Below are 12,351 nucleotides of genomic sequence, written 5' to 3' on the forward strand. Positions count from 1 at the left end.
CAGCAGACTAAACTTTTATGAAGAACGACGTCATTTCACCGGAATTTGATGAAAACGGCCGCCCTCTGCGCCGGATTCGTAGTTTTGTTCGTCGCCAGGGGCGACTGACGAAAGGGCAGGAACACGCGCTGGAAAACTACTGGCCGGTGATGGGCGTTGAGTTCAGCGAAGAACCTGTGGATTTCGCTGCGCTGTTTGGTCGCGATGCGCCAGTCACGCTTGAAATTGGTTTTGGTATGGGGGCTTCGCTGGTGGCGATGGCGAAAGCGCGTCCGGAGCAAAATTTCCTCGGCATTGAGGTTCACTCACCGGGCGTTGGCGCGTGTCTGGCTTCAGCTCATGAAGAGGGCGTCGAGAACCTGCGTGTCATGTGCCATGATGCCGTCGAAGTCCTGCATAAAATGATTCCTGACAATTCTTTATCTATGGTTCAGCTGTTTTTCCCTGACCCGTGGCATAAAGCACGTCATAATAAACGCCGTATCGTTCAGGTACCGTTTGCTGAGCATATCTTAAGCAAGCTGAAGCTGGGCGGCGTGTTCCACATGGCAACCGACTGGGAAGCCTATGCGGAGCACATGCTTGAAGTGATGTCCTCGATTGACGGGTATAAAAACCAGTCAGAGAGTAACGATTATGTACCGCGCCCGGAATCGCGCCCGGTAACCAAATTTGAACAACGTGGTCATCGTCTTGGCCACGGCGTATGGGACTTAATGTTCGAGAGGGTGAAATAATGGCAAAGAACCGTAGCCGTCGTCTGCGTAAAAAAATGCACATCGACGAATTCCAGGAAGTAGGATTTTCGGTTGCATGGCGTTTCCCGGAAGGTACATCTGGAGAGCAGGTCGATCAAATCGTTGATGATTTTATCAATGAAGTTATCGAACCGAACAAGCTGGCCTTTGACGGCAGCGGCTATCTGGCCTGGGAAGGTCTGATCTGTCTGCAGGAAATCGGCAAATGCACCGAAGAACATCAGGCTATCGTGCGTAAGTGGCTGGAAGAGCACAAACTCGAAGAAGTGCGCACCAGCGAACTTTTCGATATTTGGTGGGACTAAGTAGCAAAGGGTCGGCAAATGCCGGCCCAATTTGTATTGAGGGAAAGATATGATGCGCAAAACGCTGCTGGCGGCAGTCCTAACGTTCACGGCGATGGCCGCACATGCTGATTATCAGTGCAGCGTCACCCCGCGTGACGATGTGATTTTGAGTCCACAAACGGTACAGGTGAAGGGTGAGAACGGCAACCTGGTCATTACCCAGGCCGGTGATGTCACCTTTAACGGTAAACAGTACAACCTGAACGCCGCGCAGCGTGAGCAGGCTAAAGATTATCAGGCGGCGTTGCGTAGCAGCCTGCCGTGGATTGACGAAGGTGCCAGAGCGCGCGTGGAGAAAGGTCGCGTGGCGCTGGATAAAATCATCGCCAAAGAGGTCGGCGAAAGCAGCAACATGCGTGGCCGCTTAACTAAGCTGGATGCGCAATTGAAAGAGCAGATGAACCGCATTATTGAGCATCGCACTGACGGCCTGACCTTCCATTATAAGGCGATTGATCAGGTCCGCGCGGATGGACAACAGCTGGTCAATCAGGCGATGGGCGGTATTTTGCAGGACAGCATCAACGAGATGGGGGCGAAAGCCGTGCTCAAAGGCGGTGGTAATCCGCTGCAGGGCGTGCTCGGAAGCCTCGGAGGTTTGCAAACCTCAATTCAGAACGAATGGAAGAATCAGGAACAAGACTTCCAGCAGTTTGGCAAAGATGTCTGCGCCCGCGTCGTGACGCTGGAAAACGATCGTAAGACGCTGGTTAGCAATCTGAAATAATCTTCACCTCTTTTTAACGGCACAGAAACATTCTGTGCCGTTTTATTTTGTATTTTTCTGTTTTTTTGATATCCATCTCTAAGAATAACAATTTGATGGAGATATAAATCTGGTTAATTGGATGGCGTCACATTATTCATCTGTAAGATAGACATAATGCTGCAAATTCAAGTAACTGGAGAAATAACATGGAGTTTTTCAAGAGAACGGCACTTGCCGCACTGGTTATGGGTTTCAGCGGCGCGGCGCTTGCACTGCCAAACATCACTATTTTAGCTACCGGCGGGACGATTGCCGGCGGTGGTGACTCCGCAACAAAATCTAACTACACGGCAGGCAAAGTCGGCGTAGAAAATTTGGTTGATGCCGTACCTCAGTTGAAAGATATCGCCGTTGTGAAAGGCGAGCAGGTGGTAAACATCGGCTCCCAGGATATGAATGACGAAGTCTGGCTAACGCTGGCGAAAAAGATTAATACCGAGTGTGATAAAACTGACGGCTTCGTGGTAACACATGGTACGGATACCATGGAAGAAACCGCCTATTTCCTCGATCTCACCGTCAAGTGCAACAAGCCGGTGGTGCTGGTCGGCGCAATGCGTCCGTCTACAGGTATGAGCGCTGATGGCCCGTTCAACCTGTATAACGCCGTGGTAACCGCCGCGGACAAAGCCTCTGCCAACCGTGGTGTGCTGGTGGTGATGAACGACACCGTTATGGATGGTCGCGACGTGACCAAAACTAACACTACGGATGTCGCTACTTTCAAATCCGTTAACTATGGTCCGCTGGGGTATATCCATAACGGTAAAATCGACTACCAGCGTACGCCTGCGCGTAAGCACACCACATCCACGCCGTTCGACGTATCTAAGCTGACCGAGCTGCCGAAAGTTGGGATTGTTTACAACTACGCTAACGCCTCCGATCTGCCAGCCAAAGCATTGGTAGACGCGGGTTACGCCGGGATCGTCAGTGCGGGTGTAGGTAACGGTAACCTGTATAAAACCATTTTCGACACGCTGGCTACTGCCGCGCATAAAGGTACCGTTGTAGTGCGTTCATCCCGTGTACCAACGGGCGCCACCACCCAGGATGCTGAAGTTGATGATGCGAAATACGGATTTGTGGCGTCAGGCTCTCTGAACCCGCAAAAAGCGCGTGTTCTGCTGCAATTGGCTCTGACCCAAACCAAGGATCCTAAGCAGATCCAGGAAATGTTTAATCAGTATTAATGGCATAAAAAATGCCCCTACCGTAGCGTTGGGGCATTCTCCAGAAGCAGTTACTCTTCGTATTTACATCAACCCCAGCATCTGTGGAATAAACAGAGAGATCTGTGGAATGTATACGATCATCATGAGTGCGACCAGCAATGCGGCGTAAAACGGCAGCAGGGGTTTGATCAATTGCTGGATCTTCACGCCAGAAATCGAACAGCCTACAAACAATGCACTTCCTACCGGCGGTGTCAGCAGACCAATGCACAGGTTGGAGACCATCATGATGCCGAAATGTACCGGATCCATACCTAACTCTTGAGCGATTGGCAAGAAAATGGGGGTAAAGATCAGGACTGCCGGTGTCATATCCATAAAGATCCCAACAACCAGTAGTACAATATTGATTAACAGTAGGATGATCAGTGGATTATCGGAAATACCCATTAATGTGTCACTGATCATGTAGGGAATATCGGCATTGGTCATCGCCCAGGACATGCCGACAGAGAAGCCGATCAGTAACAGTACGATAGAGGTCATCACGACTGATTCCAGGATCAGCTTTGGTAAATCACGCCATTTTACTTCCCGGTAAATCAGCACCGAGAGAATGAAGGTGTAGACGACCGCAATCGCTGAGGCTTCTGTTGCGGTAAAGATCCCACCTAAAATACCCCCCATCACAATGATGACCAGTAACAGACTCGGTAGCGCATCCAGAAGTGCTTTTACTGCCTGTGCGCAGGTTGGCCTTTCCGACAGGGGATAACCACGGCGTTTGGCGATAATGGCGCATACCACCATGATCGAAAGCCCCATCAGGATCCCTGGTAAATAACCCGCCATAAACAACGAAGCAACTGAAACACCGCCAGCAGTAAGAGAAAACACAATTAACACATTTGATGGTGGAATTAACAGCCCGGTAATACAGGAGGAAACGTTAACGGCTGTCGAGAAGGTTGGGTCGTATCCTTGCTTTGTCTGAATAGGATTAAGCGTACCGCCAACGGCTGCAGCAGCGGCAACGGCAGAGCCGGATATCGAACCAAACATCATGTTTGCCAGCACGTTGACATGACCAAGTGAGCCGGGAACTCGCCCAACCATCACCTGCGCCAGGTTAATTAGCCGGATGGCGATCCCACCGCTGTTCATCAGCGTACCTGCGAAAATGAAAAACGGGATCGCCAATAGGGCAAAATTATCTAATCCGTTTGCCAGACGTTGAGAGACAGTGATAACGGCAACATCCCAAGGAAACATCAGCAGCATTGAGGCTACAGTGGCGATACCGATGGAGAACGAAATAGGTACGCCAATGAACACCAGGACAAAGAAGCAGCCAAACAGGGTTAGTGCGATATAGCCTTCCATCAAATTACTCCCTGCGAAGATTGTTTCAGTTGCTGAATATTTTGGTGAATAAACCACAGGGCATAGAACATCATGACTGCGCCGCTGAGCGGCAGGATGATATACACGTAACCCATTGGAATTTGCATAGCCGCAGAAACTTGCACCGTTGCCAGCGTTTTATTAATCAGCTTGATACCGCCGGTAACGATGACTGAACCTGCAAAGCCAAAAATCAGCAGATTAATGAATAAGCTCAATAACGCCTGTTTACGTTTATTAATCGACATGAACAGTAGATCGATAGACAGGTGGCGCTGGGCGCCTACGGTATAGGCTGCACCTAATAATCCGACCCAGATCATTAAGAAGCGTGCCAGTTCGTCAGTTAAGGTGCTGGGCTGATTGAGCACGTAGCGGCTAAAAACTTGCCAGACTACGCACACTACCAGCGCAATCATTACGATGACCGAAAATGCGGCAATGACGCGGTCTACCGCAAGCTTAAGGCGGTTAAATATCATGGTGAGTTTCCTGGTGAAACAGGGCCAATCAATGGCCCAAAGGGTTATTGTACTGCGTCTTCAAACTTCGCCAGCAGGGCTGCATGTTTTGGGTCTTTTTTGAAGTCATCAAACAGCGGTTGAACAGCGGCGCGGAAAGGGGCTTTATCAACTTTGATAATCTCGCCACCCATAGCTTTTGCTTGAGCGCGGGTATCAGCATCGATTTTATCCCACAACTTTTGTTGATAAGCCTCGGAATTTTTAGCCGCTTGACGAAGGATCAGTTGTTGCTCCGGGGTCAGCTTATTCCATGTTTTGGTTGAGATAACGAGAAAATCTGGAATAGAGGCGTGCTCATCTTCGGAGAAGACTTTAGCTATTTCGATATGACGTGTTTGCACCCACGATGGAACGTTATTCTCTGCGCCATCCACTACACCTTGTTGCATAGCGGTATAAACCTCACCGAAGGAAATAGGGGTCGGCGATCCGCCCATCAGTTCAACCATTTTAATGGTTGTGGGGCTGGGTTGAACGCGGACTTTCAGACCTTTCAGATCCTCTGGTTTGGTAATAGGTTTTTTGGCATAAAAACTACGCGTGCCGGCAACGTAAGCAGATAACGCAAAGAATCCCTTTTCTTTTGTGGATTCCATAATGTCTTTACCTACCTCACCAAATACAACGTTATTGAAATGGTTTTGATCTTTAAATAAGAAAGGTAAATTATAAATGGCATAAATATTATCAAATGACTCTAAATCACTGGCAGAACCTTTTGTCATATCCAACGCGCCATTTTGTAACAACTCCATCGTTTCTCGGGCATTACCCATTTGGCTACTGGGATATATACGTACAATCATTTTACCGTCGGAGAGTTGTTTTACCTCTTTGGCCATTTCTTCGAAAGCCTGGTGAACCACATGGCTACGTTCAAGGTTGTGTGCCAGTTTGAGAGTCACTTTTTCAGCAGCATTTGCGCCAGTGCTAAGTAGCGCCAACAAGGACGCACAGACTAGCGAGCGGGAAAAGGTTTTGATTTTCATAAGTAAGCTCCGTGCTTTAAGGTACAGTAATTGGTTGACATCTGATGATGGTTCACCTTTTTCTGTATGATAAATTAATATAGTTGTCAGACATCTATCCACTATATAGATCACATACCTTTTGCATGGCAGCAGTTTGATCTTATTTTGTGCGCTGTGTTCAATATATTTATGTTGGTGAAGGTAATGACTCCAACTTAATGATAGTGTTTTATGTTCAGATAATGCCCGATGACCTTGTCATGCAGCTCCACCGATTTTGAGAACGACAGTGACTTCCGTCCCAGCCTTGCCAGATGTTGTCTCAGATTCAGGTTATGTCGCTCAATGCGCTGAGTGTAACGCTTGCTGATAACGTGCAGCTTTCCCTTCAGGCGGGATTCATACAGCGGCCAGCCATCCGTCATCCATACCACGACCTCAAAGGCCGACAGCAGGCTCAGAAGACGCTCCAGTGTGGCCAGAGTGCGTTCACCGAATACGTGCGCCACAACCGTCTTCCGGAGCCTGTCATACGCGTAAAACAGCCAGCGCTGGCGCGATTTAGCCCCGACGTATCCCCACTGTTCGTCCATTTCCGCGCAGACGATGACGTCACTGCCCGGCTGTATGCGCGAGGTTACCGACTGCGGCCTGAGTTTTTTAAATGGCGGAAAATCGTGTTGAGGCCAACGCCCATAATGCGGGCGGTTGCCCGGCATCCAACGCCATTCATGGCCATATCAATGATTTTCTGGTGCGTACCGGGTTGAGAAGCGGTGTAAGTGAACTGCAGTTGCCATGTTTTACGGCAGTGAGAGCAGAGATAGCGCTGATGTCCGGCGGTGCTTTTGCCGTTACGCACCACCCCGTCAGTAGCTGAACAGGAGGGACAGCTGATAGAAACAGAAGCCACTGGAGCACCTCAAAAACACCATCATACACTAAATCAGTAAGTTGGCAGCATCACCGTTGGTGAAGAGGCTATTTAAAATGAATAAAATAATTAATATGGTTATTGTCAATAAATGACGTGCATTGTACTCGGTTTTTCCGAGTACAATATTTAAAGGAATTTGTAGAAGAAAATGCACCGACAGGCGCACAGAGATCACTCCGCCAGAAACAGCTCCAGCAGAGAATTCAAAAATAGCTTACCGTGTTGGGTAATCTGCCAGTATTCATCGCATTCACTCAGATAGCCCTGGGCAATGGCCTCATCGATCTGTCGACGAATAACGTCTTCGGTAAGCCCGGTATATTGCGTGAACTCCGCGCGAGGCGCGGCTTCCAGCAGCCGGAAACGGTTCATAAAGAACTCAAACGGCTTATCGGCCTCGGCGACATCTCGCTGGCTTTCCAGATAACGTCCTTGCATGTATCCGCGCGGATGTCGCGTTTTGGTAGTGCGCAGGATGCGACCGTCTGTGAAAGTGACTTTGCCGTGCGCGCCGCAACCAATGCCTAAGTAGTCGCCAAAACGCCAGTAATTTAGGTTGTGCTGACACTGATAACCCGGTCTGGCGTAGGCTGAGGTTTCGTACTGCTGATACCCCGCGGCGGTCAGCAACTGGTGGCCTTGCTCAAAAATATCCCACAGCGCGTCGTCGTCCGGTAATACCGGTGGTCGGGACCCGAAAAGCGTATTCGGCTCGATGGTCAACTGATACCAGGAAAGATGCGGCGGGTTGAGCGCGATGGCCTGCTGTAAATCGCCCAGCGCCTCTTCCAGCGTCTGATCCGGTAAACCGTGCATCAGGTCGAGGTTAAAGCTGCGTAGTCCCAGACCGCTCGCCAGGTGCGCTGCACGTTTGGCTTCTTCCGGCCCGTGAATACGTCCCAGACGTTCGAGTTTGGCGGAGCTAAAGCTCTGTACACCAATGGAGATACGGTTTACGCCAGCACGTTGATAATCCACAAAGCGATCAGCTTCCACCGTACCGGGATTCGCCTCCATCGTGACTTCTGCATCTGCGGCGAGATTCAGCCGTGCGCGCACGCCGTCGAGCAGCGTTTGCATTGCCGGGCCAGAAAGCAGGCTCGGCGTACCACCACCGATAAAAATCGTCTTTACCTCGCGGCCCTGGGCGTGGGCCACCTCAGAATCCAGATCGCTCAGCAGATGCTGCACATAGTCGTCATGAGGGACTTCGCCTTTAAGCGCATGCGAGTTGAAGTCGCAGTACGGGCATTTCTGCACGCACCACGGGATGTGTATGTAAAGACTTAACGGCGGAAGCTTAACCATTACGCAGGGCATCCAACAGCAGCTTCAGTGCTTGTCCGCGGTGAGAAATCGCACTCTTTTCTTCGCGGGTCAGTTCGGCGGCGGTTTTCCCTTCGGAGGGCACAAAGAAGATTGGGTCGTAGCCAAAACCACCGTTTCCGGCAGGTTCACGGGCAATAACGCCCGGCCAGCGTCCGTGGCAAACCACAGGTGTTGGATCGTCTGCATGGCGCATATACACCAGCACGCAGTGGAATTGTGCCTGGCGCTTGTCATCAGGAACATCCTGCAGGGTGTGGAGCAGTTTTTCCAGGTTCTGCTGATCGGTTGCATCTTCGCCGGAATAGCGGGCTGAATAGATGCCCGGCGCGCCGCCAAGGGCATTTACCGCCAGACCAGAGTCATCAGCAATGGCGGGTAAACCGGTAATTTGCGCGGCATGACGTGCCTTCAGAATGGCGTTCTCAATAAACGTCAGCCCGGTCTCTTCTGCAGAATCAACACCCAGATCCGTTTGAGCAACAACATCAAGACCGAAATCACTTAGAAGGGAGGCGAGTTCACGCACTTTACCGGCGTTGCCGGTCGCGAGGACAACTTTTTGCATGGGATACCTAATCAGTTAGCGCCGCAATTTCGGGCGGGATCTGTTGCGGATGAATGATTTTAACCTGTTTGTGACGACCAAGCTCGCCCTTCTCAATGACGACCTGGCTTTTTGCCACGCGGAACTGTTTGCCGAGAAACTTCACCAGATGGCTATTGGCTTGCCCATCAACCGGTGGGGCGGTAATGGCGACTTTTAGTTCGTCGCCATGTAAACCTACAATACTGTCACGGCTGGCTTTAGGCTGAATGTAGAGCCGTAAAACCAGACCGTCATCGCAGGGGGTAACGGCACTCATAGCGCCATCCACAGCCCCGGCAGCAGCATGTTACCTGTCGCCTGTAACACTTCTGCGATGCCCATGTTAATGACATACAGCAGCAGAACCAGGATCATTGGCGAGAAATCGATCCCGCCCATGCCTGGAAGTAAGCGACGAATAGGACGCAGCAGCGGATCCGCCAGTTGAATCAGCACGTACTCCACAGGGCTGCGGCCCTGGCTGACCCAGCTCATAATCGCCATCACCAGCAGAACCCAGAAAATCAGCAGTCCGATAGTCTTCAGGACAATCAGCACGGCGGCGATCCAGATGATCGGCTGGAACGTAACCACCTTAAACAGCACGATGGCCTTGATAAAGCTCAGAACGAGCGCAACTAATGCCGATGCGCTGTCAATTGGCCCCATCGGGGGAATGATACGGCGTAACGGCCCAATAATGGGCTGAGTGATTTTCACAATAAACTGCGAGAACGGGTTGTAGAAATCGCAGCGAGACCATTGCATCCACACGCGCAGCAGCAGCGCCATGGTATACAGCTCAATTACCGTTGAGAGCAGGAAGGTCAACGTATTCATGGTGTTCCTTAGTTTTCCTTATTTTTTAGTGTAATCACGAGCACCAAAAATGGCAGTGCCGATGCGCACCATCGTGCTACCCGCCGCAATGGCGGCATCCATATCATCAGACATCCCCAGTGAGAGCGTGTCGATACTTGGGTAACGTGTTTTCAACCCGGCAAATGCTACCGCCATTTGCTGTGCAACTTCAAACTGCCTTACATAATCTGACTCTGGCGCCGGAATCGCCATCAGGCCACGCAGGGTAATGCGTGGCAGCGCGGCGACTTCAGCGGCCAGTGCATCAAGCTCTGCAAGCGGAATACCTGACTTACTGTTCTCATCGCTGATATTAATCTGAATCAACACATTGAGCGGCGGCAGTTCCGCCGGGCGCTGTTCGCTCAGACGGGCAGCGATACGCAGACGATCAATCGTATGGCACCAGTCAAAATGTTCAGCGACCAGACGACTTTTGTTCGATTGCAGCGGACCGATAAAGTGCCACTGCAGATCGTTAACGCCGTTTTCTTGAAAGTAGCGGATCTTATCCACCCCTTCCTGGACATAGTTTTCACCGAAGGCACGCTGCCCTGCGGTCATGGCTTCTTCGATGGCGCTCGCAGGTTTGGTTTTGCTGACTGCAAGCAACATAACTTCTTCTGAAGACCGCCCGCAACGCGTCGCGGCGGCTGAGATTTTGTCCCGGACATGTGCCAGGTTATGCGCGATATCGTTCATTTTCCGAGGATGTTCATATGAATATGGAAGAAATAGTGGCCCTTAGTGTAAAGCATAACGTGTCGGATCTACACCTGTGCAATGCATGGCCTGCGCGCTGGCGCATACGTGGAAAAGTCGAAATAGCACCATTTACTCCCCCTGACGTGGAGAATCTGCTGATGTGCTGGCTCAGTGAGCAACAACAGGTACAGTGGCGGGAACAGGGGCAGATTGATTTTGCCCTTACGCTGGCGGACTCCCGGCGTCTACGCGCCAGCGCATTTGCTCATCAGCAGGGCACCTCGCTGGCGCTAAGATTGCTACCGCTTGAATGTCCTCGTTTAGACGATCTTCAGACTCCGGAGGCCATACCTGAACTGCTGCACGGTGAAAATGGATTAGTTCTGGTCACTGGAGCCACTGGCAGCGGTAAATCAACCACCCTGGCGGCGATGGTGGAGTACCTTAATCAACATATTGCGGGGCATATTCTGACGCTGGAAGATCCGATTGAATATCGCTACACCAGCCAGCGTTGTCTTATTCAACAGCGGGAGGTGGGCGTACACTGCGCTTCTTTTGCTGCCGGTTTGCGCGGCGCGTTACGCGAAGATCCCGACGTCATTTTGCTGGGCGAGCTGCGCGACGTGGAAACTATTCGTTTGGCCTTAACGGCAGCGGAGACCGGGCATCTGGTGTTGGCAACCTTACATACGCGAGGGGCGGCGCAGGCCATCGCGCGGCTGGTGGACACCTTTCCCGCTCAGGAGAAAGATCCGGTGCGTAACCAGCTGGCAGACAGCCTGCGGGCGGTACTTTCGCAAAAGTTGGAGGAAGATAAGCAGGGAGGACGCGTGGCGTTATTCGAACTGCTCGTCAACACGCCCGCCGTGGGCAATTTGATCCGCGAAGGGAAAACGCATCAGCTACCCGGTGTGATTCAAACCGGGCAGCAGACAGGTATGCAGACGTTTGCACAAAGTCAGCAGCAGCGCCAGGCGCAGGGACGACTTTAGTAGCCCTGCTCGAAATAGCTTTCAAGGATAATAACGGCAGAAGCGGAATCTACTTTGCCTTTATTCAACGCCCGGTATCCGCCTTGCTCAAACAGGCCTGAGCGGGCTTCGACGGTGCTCAAACGTTCATCGTGCAGCGTTACGGTTACGCCAAAGCGACCGTGAATGCGGTTAGCGAATTTGCGTGCGCGCGCAGTAAGGGGTTGTTCAGTGCCATCCATGTTGAGCGGCAGGCCGACAATGATTTCGTCCGGCTGCCACTCTTTTAGCAGACGTTCAATCAAACTCCAGTCTGGCGTGCCGTCCTGTGCTTTGATGGCGGGCAAGGGTCTCGCCGTACCGGTAATGCGTTGACCAACCGCGACGCCGATACTTTTCGTACCAAAATCAAAAGAGAGTAATGTTCCGCTCATCAGGCGTGTCCCGCCACGCCAGGCATGGTCTGAATATCAATCCCGATAAGCTTCGCCGCATCGCGCCAGCGGTCGGCAATCGGCGTTTTAAATAAGATGTTCAGGTCTGCGGGAGCAGTGAGCCAGGCGTTATCCAATAGCTCTTGTTCCAGTTGACCTTTTTCCCATGATGAATAGCCCAGCGCAACCAGCACTTCGGATGGCTGCTCCTGCGTACCCAGGGTTTCAAGTACATCGCGGGAGGTGGTGATGATAGTGTTATCTGAAATGCGAATACTGGAGGCAAAGCGTGACGGCGGGGTGTGTAGAATAAATCCACGGTCTTCCGCCAGCGGGCCGCCGAGCATCACCGGTTTGTCCAGACGAATGGCAGGATCGCGTGCTTCTGGAGTAATCTTTAGCTTTTCCAGAATCCCTTCAATTTGTAAGTTTTCCAGAGGCTTATTGACGATAATCCCCATTGCTCCGTTCTCATTGTGTTCACAGATATACACCACGGAACGGCGGAAAATCGGATCCTGGAGAGCAGGCATGGCAATTAGAAAGTGATGCTGTAAATTCATTGTCAGAGGTTCTG

16 protein-coding genes are annotated in these 12,351 nt (G+C 51.3%); 5 read left to right on the top strand and 11 right to left on the bottom strand.

The window, feature by feature from the left end; translation table 11 throughout:
* Positions 1-17: 17 nt before the first annotated feature.
* The 4 genes from trmB to ansB all read left to right on the top strand — a co-directional run bounded on the left by trmB (position 18) and on the right by ansB (position 3,067).
* A complete protein-coding gene (trmB, locus tag HV229_RS04340) occupies positions 18-737 on the top strand; it encodes a tRNA (guanosine(46)-N7)-methyltransferase TrmB (protein ID WP_016154407.1) in 720 nt (239 codons plus the stop codon).
* On the top strand, positions 737-1,063 hold the full coding sequence (locus tag HV229_RS04345; protein ID WP_016154406.1) for a YggL family protein: 327 nt from the start codon (positions 737-739) through the stop codon (positions 1,061-1,063). Before trmB ends, HV229_RS04345 begins: the two co-directional genes overlap by 1 nt.
* A 49-nt stretch (positions 1,064-1,112) precedes the next feature.
* Positions 1,113-1,832, top strand: a complete 720-nt coding sequence (locus tag HV229_RS04350) for a DUF2884 domain-containing protein (RefSeq protein WP_016154405.1) — start codon at positions 1,113-1,115, stop codon at positions 1,830-1,832.
* Positions 1,833-2,020: 188 nt separating this feature from the next.
* The gene (gene ansB, locus HV229_RS04355; protein ID WP_016154404.1) at positions 2,021-3,067 is read left to right on the top strand and encodes an L-asparaginase 2; all 1,047 of its coding nucleotides are present in this window, start codon (positions 2,021-2,023) and stop codon (positions 3,065-3,067) included.
* A gap of 63 nt (positions 3,068-3,130) precedes the next feature.
* On the opposite strand, the gene HV229_RS04360 is transcribed toward ansB, so the two are convergent.
* The 9 genes from HV229_RS04360 to HV229_RS04400 all read right to left on the bottom strand — a co-directional run bounded on the left by HV229_RS04360 (position 3,131) and on the right by HV229_RS04400 (position 10,363).
* Entirely contained in the window at positions 3,131-4,432 is a 1,302-nt protein-coding gene (locus HV229_RS04360) for a TRAP transporter large permease subunit (RefSeq protein ID WP_047499276.1), read from the bottom strand.
* Positions 4,432-4,935, bottom strand: coding sequence for a TRAP transporter small permease (locus HV229_RS04365; protein ID WP_065554317.1), 504 nt, complete (start codon positions 4,933-4,935; stop codon positions 4,432-4,434). Before HV229_RS04365 ends, HV229_RS04360 begins: the two co-directional genes overlap by 1 nt.
* A gap of 44 nt (positions 4,936-4,979) precedes the next feature.
* Positions 4,980-5,966 carry a TRAP transporter substrate-binding protein gene (locus HV229_RS04370; protein ID WP_141875634.1) on the bottom strand — a complete coding sequence of 329 codons (987 nt, stop codon included), beginning with the start codon at positions 5,964-5,966 and terminating at the stop codon, positions 4,980-4,982.
* A gap of 197 nt (positions 5,967-6,163) precedes the next feature.
* A protein-coding gene (locus tag HV229_RS04375; RefSeq protein ID WP_223335778.1) for an IS1 family transposase occupies positions 6,164-6,861 on the bottom strand; the annotation gives its coding sequence in 2 pieces (ribosomal slippage) (positions 6,164-6,612 and positions 6,612-6,861; 699 coding nt in all).
* A 195-nt stretch (positions 6,862-7,056) separates the two neighbouring features.
* Complete coding sequence (gene hemW, locus HV229_RS04380) at positions 7,057-8,193, bottom strand: radical SAM family heme chaperone HemW (protein WP_181546960.1); 1,137 nt, start codon at positions 8,191-8,193, stop codon at positions 7,057-7,059.
* Positions 8,186-8,779: an XTP/dITP diphosphatase gene (locus HV229_RS04385; RefSeq protein WP_016154402.1), complete on the bottom strand. Its 594-nt coding sequence runs from the start codon at positions 8,777-8,779 to the stop codon at positions 8,186-8,188. Before HV229_RS04385 ends, hemW begins: the two co-directional genes overlap by 8 nt.
* 7 nt (positions 8,780-8,786) lie before the next feature.
* Positions 8,787-9,077 carry a DUF167 family protein YggU gene (gene yggU, locus HV229_RS04390; RefSeq protein ID WP_005123286.1) on the bottom strand — a complete coding sequence of 97 codons (291 nt, stop codon included), beginning with the start codon at positions 9,075-9,077 and terminating at the stop codon, positions 8,787-8,789.
* Positions 9,074-9,640 (bottom strand): YggT family protein, encoded by a 567-nt coding sequence (locus HV229_RS04395; RefSeq protein WP_016154401.1) that lies wholly within the window; start codon positions 9,638-9,640, stop codon positions 9,074-9,076. Before HV229_RS04395 ends, yggU begins: the two co-directional genes overlap by 4 nt.
* 18 nt (positions 9,641-9,658) lie before the next feature.
* Positions 9,659-10,363: a YggS family pyridoxal phosphate-dependent enzyme gene (locus HV229_RS04400; RefSeq protein ID WP_094168639.1), complete on the bottom strand. Its 705-nt coding sequence runs from the start codon at positions 10,361-10,363 to the stop codon at positions 9,659-9,661.
* 17 nt (positions 10,364-10,380) lie between these two features.
* On the opposite strand from HV229_RS04400, the gene HV229_RS04405 reads away from it, so the two are divergent.
* Positions 10,381-11,361: a type IV pilus twitching motility protein PilT gene (locus HV229_RS04405; protein WP_016154397.1), complete on the top strand. Its 981-nt coding sequence runs from the start codon at positions 10,381-10,383 to the stop codon at positions 11,359-11,361.
* Here HV229_RS04405 and ruvX read toward each other — a convergent pair.
* Positions 11,358-11,774, bottom strand: a complete 417-nt coding sequence (gene ruvX, locus HV229_RS04410) for a Holliday junction resolvase RuvX (protein WP_003825428.1) — start codon at positions 11,772-11,774, stop codon at positions 11,358-11,360. The two genes, HV229_RS04405 and ruvX, sit on opposite strands and share 4 nt — an antisense overlap.
* Positions 11,774-12,337 (bottom strand): YqgE/AlgH family protein, encoded by a 564-nt coding sequence (locus HV229_RS04415; RefSeq protein ID WP_016154395.1) that lies wholly within the window; start codon positions 12,335-12,337, stop codon positions 11,774-11,776. Before HV229_RS04415 ends, ruvX begins: the two co-directional genes overlap by 1 nt.
* Between the last annotated feature and the right edge of the window lie 14 nt (positions 12,338-12,351).

This window comes from Citrobacter sp. RHBSTW-00524 (assembly GCF_013747755.1).
In the GTDB taxonomy this organism is placed as follows: Bacteria; Pseudomonadota; Gammaproteobacteria; order Enterobacterales; family Enterobacteriaceae; genus Citrobacter; species Citrobacter braakii.

Coding starts and splice junctions, on each gene's coding strand:
- yggU (WP_005123286.1), bottom strand. CDS start 9,077: ATGAGTGCCGTTACCCCCTGCGATGACGGTCTGGTTTTACGGCTCTAC.
- HV229_RS04350 (WP_016154405.1), top strand. CDS start 1,113: ATGATGCGCAAAACGCTGCTGGCGGCAGTCCTAACGTTCACGGCGATG.
- HV229_RS04405 (WP_016154397.1), top strand. CDS start 10,381: ATGAATATGGAAGAAATAGTGGCCCTTAGTGTAAAGCATAACGTGTCG.
- trmB (WP_016154407.1), top strand. CDS start 18: ATGAAGAACGACGTCATTTCACCGGAATTTGATGAAAACGGCCGCCCT.
- HV229_RS04385 (WP_016154402.1), bottom strand. CDS start 8,779: ATGCAAAAAGTTGTCCTCGCGACCGGCAACGCCGGTAAAGTGCGTGAA.
- ruvX (WP_003825428.1), bottom strand. CDS start 11,774: ATGAGCGGAACATTACTCTCTTTTGATTTTGGTACGAAAAGTATCGGC.
- HV229_RS04400 (WP_094168639.1), bottom strand. CDS start 10,363: ATGAACGATATCGCGCATAACCTGGCACATGTCCGGGACAAAATCTCA.
- hemW (WP_181546960.1), bottom strand. CDS start 8,193: ATGGTTAAGCTTCCGCCGTTAAGTCTTTACATACACATCCCGTGGTGC.
- HV229_RS04345 (WP_016154406.1), top strand. CDS start 737: ATGGCAAAGAACCGTAGCCGTCGTCTGCGTAAAAAAATGCACATCGAC.
- ansB (WP_016154404.1), top strand. CDS start 2,021: ATGGAGTTTTTCAAGAGAACGGCACTTGCCGCACTGGTTATGGGTTTC.
- HV229_RS04370 (WP_141875634.1), bottom strand. CDS start 5,966: ATGAAAATCAAAACCTTTTCCCGCTCGCTAGTCTGTGCGTCCTTGTTG.
- HV229_RS04365 (WP_065554317.1), bottom strand. CDS start 4,935: ATGATATTTAACCGCCTTAAGCTTGCGGTAGACCGCGTCATTGCCGCA.
- HV229_RS04395 (WP_016154401.1), bottom strand. CDS start 9,640: ATGAATACGTTGACCTTCCTGCTCTCAACGGTAATTGAGCTGTATACC.
- HV229_RS04415 (WP_016154395.1), bottom strand. CDS start 12,337: ATGAATTTACAGCATCACTTTCTAATTGCCATGCCTGCTCTCCAGGAT.
- HV229_RS04360 (WP_047499276.1), bottom strand. CDS start 4,432: ATGGAAGGCTATATCGCACTAACCCTGTTTGGCTGCTTCTTTGTCCTG.